The sequence below is a fragment of the Geminicoccus sp. genome (assembly GCF_036263595.1).
GTDB lineage: Bacteria > Pseudomonadota > Alphaproteobacteria > Geminicoccales > Geminicoccaceae > Geminicoccus.
The window spans coordinates 1-17,592 of sequence record NZ_DATAGQ010000052.1 but is presented as its reverse complement, the minus strand read 5'-3'; the positions used below and the strand labels follow the sequence as shown (position 1 = coordinate 17,592).

At 64.9% G+C, this 17,592-nt stretch carries 15 protein-coding genes and 3 pseudogenes; 10 read left to right on the top strand and 8 right to left on the bottom strand.

Annotated features, from left to right (window positions below; translation table 11 throughout):
• Positions 1-417: 417 nt before the first annotated feature.
• Genes VHL31_RS04265 through VHL31_RS04255 form a run of 3 tightly spaced genes read left to right on the top strand, consistent with a single transcriptional unit; the run spans position 418 to position 3,108 of the window.
• On the top strand, positions 418-1,080 hold the full coding sequence (locus tag VHL31_RS04265; protein ID WP_329659966.1) for a GntR family transcriptional regulator: 663 nt from the start codon (positions 418-420) through the stop codon (positions 1,078-1,080).
• Positions 1,077-2,180 (top strand): cis-3-hydroxy-L-proline dehydratase, encoded by a 1,104-nt coding sequence (locus tag VHL31_RS04260; protein ID WP_329659965.1) that lies wholly within the window; start codon positions 1,077-1,079, stop codon positions 2,178-2,180. Before VHL31_RS04265 ends, VHL31_RS04260 begins: the two co-directional genes overlap by 4 nt.
• Positions 2,181-2,208: 28 nt before the next feature.
• Positions 2,209-3,108, top strand: a complete 900-nt coding sequence (locus tag VHL31_RS04255) for a dihydrodipicolinate synthase family protein (protein ID WP_329659964.1) — start codon at positions 2,209-2,211, stop codon at positions 3,106-3,108.
• Positions 3,109-3,492: 384 nt separating this feature from the next.
• On the opposite strand, the gene VHL31_RS04250 is transcribed toward VHL31_RS04255, so the two are convergent.
• Positions 3,493-3,666, bottom strand: coding sequence for a hypothetical protein (locus tag VHL31_RS04250; protein WP_329659963.1), 174 nt, complete (start codon positions 3,664-3,666; stop codon positions 3,493-3,495).
• A 43-nt stretch (positions 3,667-3,709) separates the two neighbouring features.
• A complete protein-coding gene (locus VHL31_RS04245; protein ID WP_329659962.1) occupies positions 3,710-3,907 on the bottom strand; it encodes a hypothetical protein in 198 nt (65 codons plus the stop codon).
• Between the two features lie 73 nt (positions 3,908-3,980).
• On the opposite strand from VHL31_RS04245, the pseudogene VHL31_RS04240 reads away from it, so the two are divergent.
• A pseudogene (locus VHL31_RS04240) lies at positions 3,981-4,738 on the top strand (IS3 family transposase); the annotation flags it as partial.
• 240 nt (positions 4,739-4,978) lie between these two features.
• On the opposite strand, the pseudogene VHL31_RS04235 reads toward VHL31_RS04240, so the two are convergent.
• Positions 4,979-6,318 (bottom strand): annotated as a pseudogene (locus tag VHL31_RS04235) (IS110 family transposase).
• 145 nt (positions 6,319-6,463) lie between these two features.
• On the opposite strand from VHL31_RS04235, the pseudogene VHL31_RS04230 reads away from it, so the two are divergent.
• Positions 6,464-6,739: pseudogene (locus tag VHL31_RS04230) on the top strand (integrase core domain-containing protein); the annotation flags it as partial.
• A gap of 114 nt (positions 6,740-6,853) precedes the next feature.
• On the opposite strand, the gene VHL31_RS04225 reads toward VHL31_RS04230, so the two are convergent.
• The 5 genes from VHL31_RS04225 to VHL31_RS04205 all read right to left on the bottom strand — a co-directional run bounded on the left by VHL31_RS04225 (position 6,854) and on the right by VHL31_RS04205 (position 12,628).
• A complete protein-coding gene (locus tag VHL31_RS04225; RefSeq protein ID WP_329659961.1) occupies positions 6,854-8,254 on the bottom strand; it encodes an alpha,alpha-trehalose-phosphate synthase (UDP-forming) in 1,401 nt (466 codons plus the stop codon).
• On the bottom strand, positions 8,239-10,023 hold the full coding sequence (locus VHL31_RS04220) for a glycoside hydrolase family 15 protein (RefSeq protein ID WP_329659960.1): 1,785 nt from the start codon (positions 10,021-10,023) through the stop codon (positions 8,239-8,241). Before VHL31_RS04220 ends, VHL31_RS04225 begins: the two co-directional genes overlap by 16 nt.
• A 7-nt stretch (positions 10,024-10,030) precedes the next feature.
• Entirely contained in the window at positions 10,031-10,765 is a 735-nt protein-coding gene (otsB, locus tag VHL31_RS04215) for a trehalose-phosphatase (RefSeq protein WP_329659959.1), read from the bottom strand.
• Between the two features lie 151 nt (positions 10,766-10,916).
• Positions 10,917-11,630, bottom strand: a complete 714-nt coding sequence (locus tag VHL31_RS04210; RefSeq protein ID WP_329659958.1) for a sulfite oxidase-like oxidoreductase — start codon at positions 11,628-11,630, stop codon at positions 10,917-10,919.
• Positions 11,627-12,628, bottom strand: a complete 1,002-nt coding sequence (locus tag VHL31_RS04205; RefSeq protein ID WP_329659957.1) for an LLM class flavin-dependent oxidoreductase — start codon at positions 12,626-12,628, stop codon at positions 11,627-11,629. Before VHL31_RS04205 ends, VHL31_RS04210 begins: the two co-directional genes overlap by 4 nt.
• A 258-nt stretch (positions 12,629-12,886) precedes the next feature.
• Between VHL31_RS04205 and glyA the strand changes: the two genes are divergently transcribed.
• The 5 genes from glyA to ribB form a co-directional block, all read left to right on the top strand.
• Positions 12,887-14,173 (top strand): serine hydroxymethyltransferase, encoded by a 1,287-nt coding sequence (gene glyA, locus VHL31_RS04200; protein ID WP_349262357.1) that lies wholly within the window; start codon positions 12,887-12,889, stop codon positions 14,171-14,173.
• A gap of 129 nt (positions 14,174-14,302) precedes the next feature.
• Positions 14,303-14,761, top strand: coding sequence for a transcriptional regulator NrdR (gene nrdR / locus VHL31_RS04195; protein ID WP_329659955.1), 459 nt, complete (start codon positions 14,303-14,305; stop codon positions 14,759-14,761).
• Positions 14,762-14,764: 3 nt separating this feature from the next.
• On the top strand, positions 14,765-15,886 hold the full coding sequence (gene ribD, locus VHL31_RS04190) for a bifunctional diaminohydroxyphosphoribosylaminopyrimidine deaminase/5-amino-6-(5-phosphoribosylamino)uracil reductase RibD (RefSeq protein WP_329659954.1): 1,122 nt from the start codon (positions 14,765-14,767) through the stop codon (positions 15,884-15,886).
• A 10-nt stretch (positions 15,887-15,896) separates the two neighbouring features.
• Positions 15,897-16,484 carry a riboflavin synthase gene (locus VHL31_RS04185; RefSeq protein WP_329659953.1) on the top strand — a complete coding sequence of 196 codons (588 nt, stop codon included), beginning with the start codon at positions 15,897-15,899 and terminating at the stop codon, positions 16,482-16,484.
• Positions 16,484-17,592 (top strand): 3,4-dihydroxy-2-butanone-4-phosphate synthase (gene ribB, locus VHL31_RS04180; RefSeq protein ID WP_329659952.1); only part of this gene is annotated, 1,109 nt, incomplete at its 3' end. The genes VHL31_RS04185 and ribB, both read left to right, overlap by 1 nt.

The window sequence follows — 17,592 nt, the reverse complement described above, 5'->3', positions numbered from 1 at the left end:
CAGAAGCCTGTCTGCGTGAGCCGCGGCATCCTGACCCAAAAAATGGGCTGAAGTGCGGCCCCCGCACTGACGGTGGATCCTATGCGGTGAGCCGCGCGAACAGTCCGCCTGTGTTCCGGACCAGGGTCCGCGCGCCCTTGAACATCGGCTGTGAGCCAGGATGATCTTCAGCTTCGGACTCCAGCTAGAGGGCACACAGCATCCGGAGGATGCATGATCGGCCGGTACTCCCACCCATAACGAGCCGACCCTCTCACCATCGCTCTACATCCCTGAAGCTCCGCACGGTCGGCCGGCGTAACGTCGAGGCGGGTCCTGCCCTGTGATGGGGCACGGCACGATCCGGGAAGCCCGAATCAGCAGCTTGCAGCAACAGATTGGATAATGTATCCAATAATCGCTGGTAGAAGGAGCGTTATGCAGCGCATCCACCAAACCGCTGCCGATCAGGTTGCAGTCGAGTTGCGCCGCAGGATCCTGACAGGGGAACTGCCTGTGGGCGCTCATCTGCGTCAGGAAGCCGTGGCCGAGATGTTCGGGTTGAGTCGGATCCCTGTGCGCGAGGCCCTGCAGCGGCTGGACGCGGAGGGATGGGTGACGTTTGCACCGCATCGCGGTGCCTTCGTTTCAGGTCTGTCGGCCACGGAGGTGACCGAGCTGTTCGAGCTGCGCCTGCTCCTTGAGCCTCATCTATTGGCGCGGGCGGTGCCATGCTTCGATGCGCCGGCACTCCAGACACTTGAGGCGGCCGCCGATGCCTTTGAAGCGGCACTCGATCGAACCGACCGACATGGCTGGGGGGCCGCGAACCGCCTGTTCCACCAGCAGCTCTACCTGCCGGCGGTACGGCCTCGCATCATGGCCTTGACGCAGAGTTTCGACGAACGCGTCGAAGCCTATGTGGGCGCTCATCTTGCCTTGGCGGGGATCGCGCCCCGGGCAGTCACCGAGCACCGACAGCTTGTGGAGGCCGTGCGCGATCGTGATGGGGAACGGGCCGTCCATGTGCTCCGTGAGCATCTGGAACGCACACGCGACGAGCTCACGGGTTGGATCGCCAGAGGAGGCGACACGTCATGAAGATCAATGCGGTCCATGTCTGGCAGGTCTCGCTTCCGCTGAACGAGGGTAGCTACCGTTGGGCCGGCGGCAAATCTGTGGACGTGTTTGACAGCACGCTGCTGGCAATCGACACAGATGAGGGCATCACTGGCTGGGGCGAGGTCTGCCCGCTGGGCCCAGTATATCTCCCGGCCTATGCCGAAGGCGTCCGCGGCGGTATCCAGAAGCTGGGGCCGCATCTCCTCGGTCTGGATCCGCGTGAACACGCAGTCCTTTGGCAGGTCATGGATGACCAGCTCAAGGGGCATCCGTTCGTGAAGTCCGGCCTCGACATGGCCGCCTGGGATATCCTTGGCAAGGTCACAGGCTTGCCCGTGGCCACCCTGCTCGGCGGGATCACAAGTCGGGAGATCCCTCTCTACCGTGCAATCAGCCAGCGCCCTGCCGAAGAGATGGCAGCGAATCTGCGCAGCTATCGCGACGACGGCTACCGGCGGTTCCAGCTGAAGGTCGGCGGTGATCCAGACGAGGACATCCGCCGCATCCGAGCCTGCCGCGCGATTCTGGAACCTTCGGACAAGCTGGTGGCGGACGCCAACACCGGTTGGCTGCCCGCCGACGCGATGCGGGTCGTGAACGCGGTGCGGGACCTCGATGTCTTCATCGAGCAGCCCTGCCTCAGCTATGACGAATGCCTGTCGATCCGCGCACGCACCACTCTTCCCTTCGTGCTGGACGAGAACATCGACGGCCTGGAACCTCTGCTGCGAGCAGCACACGATCGCGCCATGGACATGGTCAACATCAAACTCAGCAAGCTTGGCGGCCTGACCCAGGCCCGTCTGGTCCGCGACTTGTGCGCAAGGCTCGGCATGCTGATGATCGTCGAGGATAGCTGGGGCGGGGACGTAGCGACCGCTGCCATCGCGCATGCAGCCGCGAGTACGCCTGTCCGCAACCTCTTCGCCGCGACCGACTTCAACGGCTATGTCACCCACTCCTTCGCCGACGGGGCACCGCGACGCATGGGCGGGACCATGTGTTTGCCGGACGGCCCTGGCCTGGGCGTGACCCCGCGCCGCGACGAGCTTGGTCCGCCCGCTTTCACCATTGCCTGATTCCGCCGACCATCCGAGGAGACGATCGATGAGCATCAACTGGCGCGGCGTGTTTCCCGCCGTCACCACCTTGTTCAAGGACGACGAGAGCATCGACTTCGCAGCCAATGCCAAGCATGTCGAATGGCTGCTCGAGAGCGGTGTTCATGGGCTGATCATGCTGGGCACTGTCGGCGAAAACGGTTCGCTGTCCGCTTCGGAAAAGCGCGACGTGCTGAAGGCTGCAAAGGAACTGGTCGCGGGCCGGGTACCGGTGATTGCCGGGGTCGCCGAGAACCGTACGGCTGATGCCTGCCGCTACGCCGAAGATTGCGCTGCCCTCGGCCTGGACGGGCTGATGGTGCTGCCCGGCATGATCTACAAGGCGGACACCCGCGAGAACGTCCAGCACTTCCGCACGGTGCTGAATGCGACTGACCTGCCGGTCCTCGCCTACAACAATCCGATGGTCTACGGCGTCGACATCAAGCCGGAGACCTTTGCCGAACTCGCCGACCAGAAGACGCTGGTGGCCATCAAGGAGAGCTCGGACGACGTCCGCCGTCTGACGGACATCGTCAACCTGACCGGCGATCGCTTCACCCTCTTCTGCGGCGTCGACGACCTGATGCTGGAGAGCGGGCTGCTGGGTGCGACCGGCTGCGTCCATGGCATTGCGAACGCCTTTCCCGCTGAGACCGTGCAGCTTTGGAAGCTGATGGAAGAGGGGCGCTGGGCCGAGGCACGCACGCTCTACCGCTGGGCGACGCCGATGTACCACCTCGACACCAGCCCGAAGCTCGTCCAGTACATCAAGCTGGTCCAGCATCTGGTCGGCCGCGGCAGCGAGATGGTTCGCGCCCCAAGGCTGACGATCGCGGGCGAGGAAAGGGCCTGGGTCGAGGCGATGGTGAAGCACGCCCTGGACCATCGCCCGACGTTCGGATGAGGCGAGCGGCTAGCGGCCACAGCGAGCGCCCGCTCGCCAGACACCGGTCATGCAGAGAAGCGCAATCGGGATTTTGGCGGTGGCGTCGCGGTGGCCGGCCGGATGGCCAGCAAAAGACTGACGAGATCGCCTCGCGGCGGGTCGAACACTACCGTCGGCTGTGTAGCATCGGCCATTCATGGATGCCGGTGGCTACGCCCGAAGACCGCGTTGGGGTGGGCGCTGTTTGGCGACTCCATCGGGTCGTGGCCAGCGGCGACCATTGCCCAGACGGTCGCGTCTGCTGACGTGGTGGACATTCTTGCGGTTTTGAGGTGGCCATCGGAGCGGCCCACTGGGTGTATGCTCCCAAGATGACGTGGTGCGGATCGATCTTGATGATGGTTAGACCGCCTTTTCGGGCGTCGCAGACGACCTGGAAGGGTGTCCGCCAGCAAAGGCCTTGAGGTGCTTCGCGACGTGATAGGCGGTGACGAACGCCGAGACGTAGACCTGGAGTGCCTCGAGGTCCGGATCGTGGAAGGACCTGATGGTGGCGTCCTTGCTGGTCCGGTTCATCCGCTCAGCCTGGCCATGCACACCGTCGACGGCCTGCTAGCGATCAATGGTCGGTGAGCACGGTATGGATCTGGCAGGGGAAGATGACGACGACCTCAGGCAGGAAGGCAGCGCCATTGGCTTCGGTGCTGGCGTCCAGGAAGGCAACGTGGACGAAGCCCCGTCGCCTCCCGGGCCTGCTGGCCCGGTTTCCCGTGGAGATCGGATCAGCCGTCGGCTGACGGCTGATCGCGAGCAACATGAACAGCTTTCCTGGGCCTTGGCGCACCCCGCAGGCGTCGATGTGGCCTCCCGAATCATTGCCCAAGGGCAGGCTCACGCTGGAGGAGCTGATCCTGAAATAGGCTGCCGCGGGAAACTTCTGAGCCCCGCCCGCCGTCGCCGCTACATCAAGCATGTCATGGCCAGGTTCGACGTGTCCGAGCGTCTGGCTTGTCAGGTGTTGAGCCTTGGGAGCGTTGCTCAAGCACTCGACGCAGCGCAAAATCCTAAGAGCGCGTCCGGACGAGGCGGCATTGACCGCCGACATCATCACGCTCGCCAGCCAGTATGGCCGCTACGGCTACCGCCGGATCACGGCGATGCTGCACGGCCAGGGGTGGGTGGTGAACGTCAAGCGTGTCGAGCGGATCTGGCGGCGGGCCTCGACGGTCTGCTGACGCCAATCCTGCGGATGTCGGATCATCGTCGATCTGCTGCGCGGCTCAACCCTGCCGGTTGATGGGCTGAGAGTGCCGCACAAGCAGCCGAAGAAGGGCCGGCTCTGGCTAAACGAGGGATCCTGCCTTCGCCTGCGGCCAGAGCATCCCAACCATGTCCCTCAGCGGCCTGCTGGCCGCTGCTCCGCTGAAGAAAGAATTATCCGTCTACTGACGGATGATGGTCCTACGACTTTGTCGAGGATCGCACCCACGACGGGCGCAGGTTCCGGATGCTCAACGTCATCGACGAGTTCACCCGCGAGTGCCTGGCAATCCGGATCGACCGCAAGCTCAACTCGAGCGACGTCATCGACGTCCTGTCCGACCTGTTCATCCTGCATGGCGTGTCCGGCTATGTCCGGTCCGACAACGTCCTACGTAGCGAAGGAGGATGGCGGACTGGGCAGCAGGTCTCTGTCCGCGAGGATGCGCTCGCAGCGTGAGGGTCGTCAATATCGAGCCAGGCGGCTCCTGCGGGTGAGGGAAAAGCTCTCGGCCATAGCGAACCCCGGGATCCAGCGAGCACACCATGCGTCGTGGTCCTCACCGTCCTCAACACGAGATGCCAATCCAGGCAGGAGACCCGAGCATTGTCTACAGGGTCGTGATCCTCACGCCCTCACGGCTCGACTGAGAGGGGTTCTCCCACCTGGCACCGGTCCTTCGATGAAGGGCCGGTAATCGCCACCGCTCTTGATGATGGCGTGCACCACGCGTGCCATCTTGGCGGTGATCGCGGTCAGCGCTTTGCGCCTGAGGTCAGCGTTGTGCCGGTCCCGTGAGGTGTAGCGCTCGAACTTGTCACGGAAGCTGTTCTCCTTTTGCCGGATGGTGACCTGGCCAGCCATCCACAGAGCGCGGCGCAGACGCGCATTGCCGTACTTCGACAGCCTGGTCTGGCCACGAAAGGTGCCCGACTGCTGGGTCGAGAGATCCAGCCCGCAAAACTTCAGGAACTGCCGGTGATGACCGAAGCGGCGCAGGTCTCCGCCCTCGGCCAGGATGGTCAGCGCAGTGATGGGGCCGAGCCTAAGAATGCGGCGCAGCAGCTGATAGTCGGTGCTGGAGGCCAGCAGCGCGTCAGCCTCCCGCTCGATCGCGTTGCGCTGCCGGATCAGGCTGCGTGCCTCATCGATAACGAGGCGAAACATGCGTACGGCCGGCGCGTCGGGTGGGATGGGCAGGCCAATCGAGGTGCGCGCGGTCTCGTAGACGTCGCCCAGCAATCCCACCTTGGCGACCTTGCGCCCAACCACGTCCCAAGCCGCCGCAACGAATGCCTCCTTGCCGAGTGCAGTGATGCTGCCTGGCGTCGGAAAGCGGTCGAGGAAGGCAAAGAACCAGTCTGAGCGGCTGTTGTGTCGGAAGCGATCAATCTCGGGGAAGTACAAGGGGAGGTAATGAGTGAGGATGCGGTGGAGCACGTCAGTCTTGGCCCTCGAGACCGCCTCGTGGGTCTTGGAGAGCTCCTGCACGTCATGGATGCCGGCCGCGAGGGGATCATGATAGCGCTGGACAGCGCCGATCCTGAGCATGTGCAAGATGACCTGGGCGTCCTTCGGGTCGTTCTTATCCCATCACGCTACAGCAGTTGGCGTGATCCGCGCATGCAATGCCGGCGGCCAGCAGGCCGCCGAGGGCCATTGTGCAGGGCCTCGCGGGTGCGGGCGAGCGCCAGGAAGGAGATCAGCCGTACCCCAAAGCCGGCTTCGAGCAGTCGCCAAGCGAGCGGGCGGTGATCGTTGCCGGTGGCCTCGAAGGCGCAGGTGACAGGTTGGCCAAGACCTGTGAGCAGCGCCACGAGGCGGTCGTGTTCAGGCCTTGTGTTCAGCACCGTCAAACGGCGCCGATGTGGCTGGCCTGGCACCTCGATAAGAACCTCGTTGCGGGTCTTGGCGACGTCGATGGCTACGAGAACGCCTGTGATGGGCGTAAGCTGGCGATGGGTCATGGTCGGTCCGTCTCCGGAATGAGGCTTCGAACAACGTCACTCCAGAGACCTGCTGACCGGCCATGGCCGCTCCGGCAGTGCACTACGTCCTGCAGGGCTCCACGCACCAAGCAAGAACCGCCAAGCCATCTTCCTGATGTGCTACGGGCCGGAGTTCGTGGCCAAGGCGGTGCGGGGCTGGATCTTGGCGGTCGGGGCGAAGACCGCCTGTATCGAGCCCGGCAGCCCCTGGGAGAATGGCTACTGCGAGAGCTTCGACGCCAAGCTCCGGGACGAGCGGCTCAACGGGGAGATCTTCACCACGCTGAAGGAGGCAAGGATCGTGATCGAGGGCTGGCGCCGGCACTACAACACCGTCCGCCCGCACTCCTCACTCGGCTACCACCCGCCGGCACCTGAGGTCGTGCTCTGGCAGGCCACCCCAGCCCCGCGATGCTCGAAAAGCTCTTCCAGCCATCGCCAAGTTCGACCCGAACCATCTCAGCTGGGATCGTACAGCTGGTGGTCCAGGGTCGCCTCTGGTCGTGGCCGGCTTTCATGCGGCGGATGGCAAACTGCCCTTGGCCGCGCTGATCTCGTCCAGCCGATGGACGAAAGCGTCGTACCAGGTACGCGCAGTCCAGGCACGAAGCGGCTCCATGCAGCGCTGCCAGCGGTCGATCCTCTCGTCCTTGGGCATGCTCAAGGCCTCGTGCATAGCATCGGCAGTGCGCTCGATGTCCAATGGATTGACCAGCAAAGCTCCCTCGCCGAGTTCCTCGCAGGCACCTGCGAAGCGTGACAGGACCAGAACGCCCGGATCGTCCGGATCCTGAGCAGCGACGAACTCCTTGGCGACGAGGTTCATGCCGTCGCGCAGCGGCGTGACAAGCCCGACCTGGGCAAGGCGAAGATAGCCCGAGACCACCTTGCGCGGCACTGGCTGGTTGACGTAGCGGATCGGGTTCCAGTCCGGAGCTGCGAAACGTCCTGCAATGCGGCCCGTGGCACGCTCCAGGTCCGAACGGAGCGTGCGGTACTGTGCAAGCTCGCCCCGGCTGACAGGGGCGATCTGCAGCATGATGACCTTACGCAGCCAGTCCTGATGGCCAGCGAGCAGTTGCTCGTAGGCGGCAAAGCGCAGCGGCAGACCCTTGCTGTAGTCCAGGCGCTCGATCCCCAGCAGCAGCATGCGGCCACCAAGCGACGATTCCAGACTGCGCACATCCTGGCTGCCGATCGCAGTCGCCGCTTCCTTGCCGAACCCGACCGTGTCGATGGCGGCACGATAAACACCCGTTCGGATGACATGCCCGGCATACCGAAGGTCGGCACCCTCGCGCTTGGCTCCCCCCCAACGCTCCAGGAAGTCGAGCATGGCATGATGATCGCGGTCGGTCTGTACGCCGATCAGGTCGTAGGCCAGCAGCGCCTTTCCCAGCTCGGCATGCGCGGGAAGTACTTCGACCACATCGCCCGACGGGAATGGGATATGAAGGTAGAAGCCGATCGTGCCCTTGTAGCCCAGCTTGCGGAGCTCTTCCCCCAGAGGGATCAACTGGTAGTCATGCACCCAGACTTGGTCGCCTGGACGGAGCAGCTTGATCAGCTCCTCAGCAAAGTGGCGGTTGACCGCGCGATAGGCCCGATAATGCTCGGACTTCCACTCCATCAGGCCCAGCCGGTAGTGGAACAGCGGCCACAGTGATCCGTTGGCAAACCCGAAATAGTAGCCCCTGTAGTCGGCCGACTTCAGATCGAGCAGGGCATAGCTCATCTTGCCGCGGGTCGTGACCTTCGCCGGCCCAGGATGATCAGTTAGCTCTCCGCTCCAGCCGAACCACAGTCCTTCCGCTCGACGAAGCCCATCACGCAGCACAACGGTCAGCCCGCCCGCCTCGACACGGCGGCTGGACGGCACGCTCACGCGGTTAGACACGATCACGAGTCGCGCCAAAATGCTTCCTCCCAGGTCTTGGACAGCCGCATGCCCGAAACAATCAAGCCGACCATCGAGTAGGTCTGGGGAACATTACCCCAAAGCTCCCTCGTGGCGGGATCGACGTCCTCCGACAGAATACCCATCGAATTTCGGCAAGAGATCAACTCTTCATAGATCTGGCGCGCTTCGTCCCTCCGCCCGATGGCAGCGAGCGCATCGACGAACCAGAACGTACATACGGTAAAAGCATTCTCGGGCGCACCGAAATCATCGGCCGCCGCATAGCGGAACATGTGATTGCCACGCCGAAGCTCCTTTTCGATCGCCTCCACTGTGCCGATGAAGCGAGGATCATCCGCGGCGAGGAATCCCACCTCGTGCATCAGCAACAAGGCCGCGTCGAGGTCTTTGCCGCCGAAGCTCTCGACAAAAGTCCGCCGCTCCGGATCCCAGGCCTGTTCTAAGATGGCCCTGCGGATAGATGCTGCATGCATCCGCCAGTAGTCGCCCCGCTCGGTCAATTCCAGCACGCCGGCGATCTTGGCCAGCCGCGAGCAGGCGACCCAGCACATCAGTGCTGAGTGAGTATGGACGCGCTCGCGGCCGCGATATTCCCAGATGCCGGCATCCGGCTCCAGGGCAAGGCGTGCCGCCTGCTCGCCCAACCGCTCGAGAAGGCGGAACAGCTCGATGTCGCCCCGCCGCGGCAGGCGGTGGTCGTAGAACATCTGCGCTGCCGCCATGACCACGCTTCCGTAGACGTCGTGCTGGCGCTGGAACCAAGCGGCATTGCCGATCCGAACGGGACCCATGCCGAGATAGCCTGTGAGGGCCGGTGCCGTTCGCTCGTCGGGATCGGTTCCAGGTAGAACCGGGTAAAGCGGCAGCAGCGTGCCATCTTCGGACAGTGCCACTATCGTCGTGATGTAGCGGAGATGGTCCTCCATCGTCCGCGTGGCGCCCAGACGGTTGAGCGCATGGACCGTGAAGTAGGTGTCGCGCAGCCAGCAGAAGCGATAGTCCCAGTTCCGTTGGCTACCGGGTGCTTCCGGGATCGAGGTCGTGAGTGCCGCGACGACTGCGCCGGTTTCCTCGAACGCACAGAGCTTCAGCGTGATCGCCGCGCGCAAGACCACTTCCTGGTACTCGAATGGGATCGACAGGTAGCGCGACCATTCCTCCCAATAGAAGAGGGTCTCCTCGAGCAGCTCGTTGACCATCTGGCTCGGGGCAGCCGGTACCGATTCGTCTGGACCCAGCAGCATGTGGATCGGTGCATGAACGAGGATCGGCAATTCCTCGGCGATGCAGGCCACCGACATGTCGGTGGTCAGCCGGATCGTCTGATCCTCGCCCACGAAGCGCAGGCTGTTGCTGGTCGGAACCTTGCGCAGCGTCTCGGCACCGTAGCGCCCATTCGCGCGAAGGCGCACGGTGGCGCGGAGCCGGCCGCGGATCGGCTCGATCCTGCGTACCAGCATGGCCGGCCGGAAGATGCGGCCGAAGCGGTGCGAGCGCGGCGCGAAATCCGTGATGCGGATGGCAGCTCCAGTCTCATCCTCGATCTCCGTTTCGAGGATGGCCGTATTGCCCAGGTAGCGCCGGCGAACCGTCGCCGGGTAGTGCGGCTCGATCGCCCAGTAGCCGCCCTCCCCGCCGAGCAGGGCGTGAAACACTGGGTCACCGTCCAGACGTGGCCAGCACGTCCAGACATGGCGGCCATCCCGATCGATCAGCGACGCGATGGTCCCGTTCCCGATGACGGCTACGTCGAGGTCGCTCATGCGCCGGTTATGCACATCCAGCGGGCCTGTCGTCCAGGAGTGCGCCGAGCCATCGATGGACATCGGCCGGGCATCGCAGGGGTCCCGACGGCGCGATCAGCAGCCCATGGCCATGCCGGGCGTTCACCAGCTCGATCGCATCCAGATCCGTCGTGTCGTCCCCCAGATAGACAGGAGTCCGGCCGGCGAAGGGTGGATGCTCCAGCAGGTTCGCCACCGCCGCACCCTTGTGCACGCCGCGGCGCCGCACCTCGAAGACCGCCTTGCCGCCAAGTACCTCGAATTCAGGGTGGAAGCGGACCATGTCGGCCAAGGCTTCCGCGATCTCCTCGGTGAGTTCCGGCCGGGCCCGGACATGGAGGGCGACAGCGCCGCCCTTGTCCTCGACCAGCATGCCTGGATGCCGCTGCGCCAGGGCGACAGCCTGCTGGCGCAATGGTTCGGGCAGAACCGTCAGCCGCTCTGGCGCATCGTTCGGGCCGATCCGCCATTCCGCACCGTGTTGACCCGCCGCCGGTAGGCGCAGGGGAGCGAACAAGTGATCGAGGTCAGCGATCGCCCGGCCACTCACCAGGGCCACGGCCCCGCCGTTCTGCCGGTAGAGGTTCGCCAGCAATTCCTTCAAACCGTCACCGACGACCACCTCCGAAGGGGTCGGAGCAATATCTAGCAGCGTCCCGTCCACATCCAGGAAGAGCGCCATCTGGCTCAAGGGAAGCGAAGGCAGGTCTTGATGAAGCATGTCGGAGGACATCGGGAAAGACCGCCTTGGCTTGTGACCAGAGATTTGACGACGCGCCGCCGCTAGACGGAATGCCTCGTCGAGTGGCTTTTAGCACTGGACAGCCGTACAAACGGCCCAAGCGGGCGGAGGCTCCCTCGAACAACCTCATTCATGCAATTCGCGGACTTCCATCCGCCTCGTCGTCATCCTCGTGATAGCGCTGTTCCTTCCACGGATCGCCTCGGTCGTGATAACCTCGGTCTTCCCAAAAGCCCCGACGATCCTCCAGAACGAATTCGATCCGCCGGATCCACTTGGCGCTCTTCCAGAAGTAAAGCTTCGGCACGACCAAGCGCACGGGGCCACCATGCTCGATCGGAAGCGGCTTACCTTCCCAGCTATGGGCCAGCAGCGCATCTTCCGCGGCGAAGTCGGCCAATGGCAGGTTGGTGGTATAGTCGTCATAGCTGTGGAGCAGCACGAAGCGTGCTTCGGGCTTCGGCCGGACGGTCGCCAGGATGTGTGCCGTCGACACCCCTTCCCAGTGATTGTCGTAGCGCGACCAAGTGGTGACGCAGTGGATGTCCGAGACCGACTTCACCTGAGGTTGTTCCAGCAGCGTGGGCCAGTTCCAGGTCACCGACTCCTCCACCGCCCCGAAGATCCTGAGCTCCCAGCGATCCAGGGAGATTTGCGGGCGCGTCCCGAGGTCCAGGATCGGCCAGTTGGTCACCAGCTTCTGACCCGGCGGCAGCCGCTCTTCGGGCGAATGATCAATCCCGGTCAGGAAGCGACCGCTCTCGGCCCACTTCTGCTTGGTCTCGGCGAGCCTTCCGCGCACCTGGGGCTGCGGCGTGGGGTCATCGACGGGTTCGTCATTCATCGAGGAGGTCCAGGCAACGTGGCGGCGATTCCTGCGAGCAGTTCGAACGAGCGCAGGCGTGCAGCATGATCGTAGAGCGGCGCGGCGACGATCAACTCGTCCGCGCGCGTCTGATCGAGAAATCCTGACAAGCCCTCACGCACGGTATCGGGATTGCCGACGAACGAACAGGCCAGCATCTGTTCCGCCCGGGCCCGCTCGAAGCGTGACCAGTAGCTGTCGATGTCGTCGACAGGAGGCCGCAACCGTCCCGGGTCGCCGCGCTGCAGGTGAGCGAACTGCTGCTGGATGCTGGTGAACAGGCGGCGGGCCTCACCGTCGGTAGGGGCGACCACGACGTTGGCAGCGACCATGGCATGAGGCCGGTCGAGTTGCGCCGAGGGCTCGAAACGGCTGCGATAGATCTCGAGGGCCTGCATCAGGGCATCAGGCGCGAAGTGCGAGGCGAACGCAAACGGCAGCCCGAGTGCCGCGGCCAGCTGGGCACCGAACAGGCTGGAGCCCAGGATCCAGAGCGGCACGTTGGTCTCGACGCCCGGCACGGCCCGGATCGATTGCCCCGGCTGCTCGGGTCCCAGCAGCGCCTGCAGTTCGAGCACGTCCTGCGGAAACCGGTCGGCACTTTCCGGGTCCCGGCGCAGTGCGCGGGCGGTGCGCATGTCCGAGCCCGGTGCACGTCCAAGGCCCAGGTCGATCCGGCCAGGGTAGAGGGTAGCCAGCGTGCCGAACTGCTCGGCTATCACCATGGGCGAGTGGTTGGGCAGCATGACACCGCCAGATCCGACCCGGATCGTGCTGGTGCCGCCGGCCACGTAGCCGATCACGACGGCGGTGGCGGCACTGGCGATGCCGATCATGTTATGGTGCTCGGCCAGCCAGTAGCGCTTGTAGCCGAGCTTTTCCGCGTGGCGGGCAAGTTCCAGGGTGTGCCGGAACGCATCGGCCGCGGTGGACCCCTCCACAATATGGGCGAGGTCGAGGACGGAGATAGCTGGCAATTGACGCGCTCCGATTCGCTGTAGCCCATCTCATATGTGGCCGGACGTCGCTGCCGCCAACGCGGATGGCGGTGAGCACGTATGCGCTGGTCGTCAAGGCGTGCTATTGAACCGACCGTGCCGGGGGCGGACGGGCCAGCGGCGCGCCAGCCTCTCGACAAGCAGCCCGGCTTCCTTTTTTGGAAGCGCCAGCGACGTGCTCTGCATCCAGTTCTGCCGTCCGTCGGAAAGGATTCCCCCATGGCAGCAGCGTTCGACCTGTCCAAGGCCCGTCACGACGGCTTCTTCAGCACCAGCCTGCAACAGGCTGACCCGGCATTGTTCGCTGCGATCCAGAACGAGCTGCATCGTCAGCAGGACCAGATCGAGCTGATCGCCTCGGAGAACATCGTTTCCCAGGCGGTGCTCGACGCGCAGGGCTCGGTGCTGACCAACAAGTACGCGGAAGGGTACCCGGGGAAGCGCTATTATGGCGGATGCGAGTTTGCCGACGTGGTCGAGCAACTGGCGATCGACCGGGTGAAGGAACTGTTCGGCTGCAGCTTCGCCAACGTGCAACCTCATAGCGGGGCCCAGGCGAACTTCGCGGTGTTTCTCGCCCTGCTGCAGCCGGGTGACACCATCATGGGGCTGTCGCTGGCGGCCGGCGGCCACCTCACCCATGGCGCATCGGCCGCCGTTTCGGGCAAGTGGTTCAAGGTCGTGCCATATGGTGTGCGCGAGGACGACCACCTGATCGACTACGACGCCGTACAGAAGCTGGCCGAGGAAAGCCGGCCAAAGCTCATTATCACCGGCGGCTCGGCCTACCCGCGCATCATCGACTTCGCCCGCTTCCGGCAGATCGCCGACAGCGTCGGCGCCGTCCTGATGGTCGACATGGCCCACTTCGCAGGATTGGTGGCCGGCGGAGCACATCCATCACCCTTCCCGCACGCCCACGTGGTCACCTCGACCACGCACAAGACCCTGCGCGGCCCGCGCGGTGGCCTGATCCTCACCAACGACGAGGCCCTGGCCAAGAAGTTCAACAGCGCGGTGTTCCCGGGCTCGCAGGGCGGGCCGCTGATGCACGTGGTCGCCGGCAAGGCCGTGGCATTTGGCGAGGCACTGACACCGTCGTTCAAGGCCTACACCAGGCAGGTCGTCGACAACGCACGGTCACTGGCGGAGGTGATGATGGCTCGTGGCTGCGCCGTCGTATCCGGAGGCACGGACACCCACCTCATGCTGGTGGACATGCGGCCCAAGGGGGTGAAGGGCAACGTGGCGGAAAAGGCGCTCGAGCGTGCGGGCATCACCTGCAACAAGAACGGGATCCCGTTCGATACCGAGAAGCCGGCCATTACCTCCGGCGTACGGCTTGGAACCCCTGCCGGCACGACCCGCGGTTTCGGAGCCCTGGAGTTCGAGATGATCGGGCACCTGATCTCCGACGTCCTGGATGGACTGGCGCGTCATCCCGAAGGAGACGCGCAGGTGGAGCAGGCGACCCGGCGCAAGGTGCAGGAACTGTGCGCACGCTTCCCGATCTATCGCCGCTGAGCTAGCTGGCGAACTCCTGATGCAGGGGCGCAGCCGCCATCAGGAAATATGGCTCCACCCTGTCCACGACCCTGCTCCTGGCCCCGCCGTCGGGTAGCATCAGGTGCACGTCGTCGAGGCGATCCAGCGATGCGCTGCCCGTTCTGCGGTTACGAGGACAGTTCGGTAAAGGACAGTCGCCCTGTCGAGGATGGTGCCGCCATCCGCCGCCGCCGGTCGTGTCCCGGCTGCGGTGCACGGTTCTCGACGATCGAGCGGGTGCAGCTCCGGGAGCTGGTAGTGGTGAAGAAGGACGGGCGCCGCGTCTCCTTCGACCGCGAGAAGCTCGCCCGTTCCATTCGCATCGCGACACGCAAGCGTGGCATCGACGAGGAGCGCATCGACCGGATCGTCGCCGGCATCATCCGACGCCTTGAAGCATCGGGCGAAGCCGAGATCCCTTCCACGCGCATCGGTGAGATGACGATGGAGAGCCTCGCCGACCTCGATCCGGTGGCGTATGTGCGGTTCGCCTCCGTGTACCGCGACTTCGCGGGACCGGAGGATTTTCAGACCTTCATCGGCCAACTGAACCGCTCCTCGGACTGATCCGTGTCGTCTGCGATCCCGGAAATCGATCAGCGCTGGATGCGCACGGCCATCGACTTGGCCGCGCATGGGCTAGGTGCCACCTGGCCCAATCCGTCGGTCGGCTGTGTGCTCGTCAAGCACGGCCGCATGATCGCGCGCGCGGTGACGGCGAGCGGGGGGCGCCCTCATGCGGAAACCGAAGCGATCCGGCTCGCCGGCCCGGCAGCGCACGCCAGCACTGCCTATGTCAGCCTGGAACCGTGTGCTCATGTGGGCCGGACTCCGCCTTGTGCCGATGCGCTGATCGCGGCCGGCGTCACACGGGTGGTGGTGGCATGCCCGGACCCGGACCCCCGTGTATCCGGGCGGGGCATCCAAAGGCTTCGTGCGGCCGGCATCGAGGTGGTCGAAGGGGTGCTGCGCCGGGAGGCCGAACGCGATCATGCCGGATTCTTTTCGAAGGTTCGCCGTGGCAGGCCGCTGGTGTCGCTGAAACTCGCCACCTCCATGGACGGCAGGATCGCCACGTCGACCGGCGCCAGCCAGTGGATCACAGGGCCGGATGCACGTTCTTTCGGGCATCGCATGCGTGCCACACACGACGCGATCATGGTCGGAAGCGGGACAGGGCTGGCCGACGACCCGGCATTGACCTGCCGGCTTCCTGGCCTGCAGGACCGCTCGCCGGTCAGGGTGGTTCTGGACGCGCGGCTGCGCCTGGCAGTGGCGAGCACGCTGGCGCAGACCGCCTGGCAGACCCCGACCTGGCTGTTCACCGCGCCCGACCACGATCGGGCCAAGGCAAGGGTGCTGATCAACCAGGGCGTGCGAATCGAGCAGGTGCCGGCGGCAGCCAGCGGCGGCGTGGCCCTGGTGCCTGTCTTGGCGCGGCTGGCCGAGCGGGGTATCACGCGACTGCTGGTCGAAGGAGGAGCGGTTCTTGCGGCCAGCCTGATGCGTGAGCATCTGGTCGATCGCCTCTACTTCTTCCGGGCACCCCTGCTGATCGGCGGCGACGGTGTCGCGGGACTGGCGCCTTTCGGCGTCAGGCGACTGGAAGATGCGGGCCGTTGGCAGATCGTCGGGGAGCGCAGGCTCGACGGCGACCGGCTGGTCGAACTCGACGCTCTTGGCCATCACTGAGGAAAAGCCGATGTTCACCGGCATCATCACCGACATCGGCAAGGTCGTGGACGTGATCGACACCGATGGGCGCGACCTGCTCATCCAGAGTTCCTACGATCCCGCGAGCGTGCCGCTCGGTGCCTCGATCGCTCATTCCGGGGTATGCCTGACCGTGACCGAGCACACCGCGGACGGCTGGCGCGTCCATGCGTCCCCGGAGACGCTGGCGCTGACCACGGTCAGCCGCTGGAGGCAAGGTACCAGGATCAACCTCGAGCGCTCCTTGCGCATGGGTGACGAACTGGGCGGCCATCTGGTCTTCGGTCATGTCGACGGCCTCGGAACGATCCGCTCGATCGAGCCTGAGGGCGACGGCTATCGGCTGACGTTCTCGTTGCCGGCCGACCTAGCCCGCATGGTCGCGGTCAAGGGTTCCATTGCAGTCGACGGCATCTCGCTCACCGTGAACGGCGTGACGGACAACTCCTTTCACGTCACGATCATTCCCCACACCTGGGGCCACACCACGTTGGGGGATCGCCAGTCCGGCGACGTGGTTAACCTGGAGGCGGACATGCTGGCCCGTTACGTGGCCCGTCAGTTGGGACAGCATTGATGGCCGACCCGCTGCACAGCTACGCAGACTATCTCTCGTCGATCGACGATGTCCTCGAGGACGCCCGCAGCGGCCGGATGTTCATCCTGGTCGACGACGAGGACCGCGAGAACGAGGGCGACCTCGTGATCCCCGCGGAGTTCTGCGGAGCCGAGGCAGTCAACTTCATGGCCAAGCACGGTCGTGGCCTGATCTGCCTCGCCATGCAGCGCAAGCGCTGCGAAGAGCTTGGGCTGCCGCTGATGGCCCAGGGCAACGAAGCCAGGATCAGCACCGCCTTCACCGTGAGCGTGGAGGCGCGCGAGGGCGTCACGACAGGGATCTCCGCAGCCGACCGTGCGCGGACCATCGCGGTCTGCATCGACCCGAAGGCCACCCGCCACGACTTGGTGGCTCCAGGTCACATCTTTCCGTTGATGGCCCGCGAGGGCGGCGTGCTCGTTCGCACCGGGCACACGGAGGCGGCGGTCGACATCGCCAGGCTTGCGGGCCTGTATCCCGCGGGCGTGATCTGCGAGATCATGAACGACGATGGCACGATGGCCCGCCTGCCGGACCTGGTGGCGTTCGCTCAGCTTCACGGCCTGAAGATCGGCAAGATCGCGGATCTGGTCAGTCACCGGCTGCGCTACGATCGCTTGGTGGAGCGGGACGTCGCCACCAGCTTCGAGAGCCGCTATGGCGGGCAGTGGCGCCTGCAGGTCTACAAGTCAGCGGTCGACATGGTGGAACATGTGGCGCTGGTGAAGGGAGACGTCACCACCCAGGAGCCGGTCCTGGTCCGCATGCACTCGGTCAACATGCTGGAGGACCTCCTGGGTGAGGGCGAAAGCGGCCGGGGTGACCAGCTCCACCGGGCCATGGAGCAGATCGGGCGCGTCGGGCGTGGCGTGGTGGTCCTGCTGCGCGAGCCGACACCGAACGCGATTTCGGAGCGGGTGCTGGTCAGCCTGGGCCAGAAGGCACGCCCGCCCGGCGACCTTCGTGTCTACGGGATCGGCGCACAGATCCTGGTCGACCTGGGCGTGCAGGACATGGTGCTCCTTTCCAATACAGGCAGGTCGATTATCGCATTGGATGGTTGGGGTTTGCGCGTCGTCGAGACGCG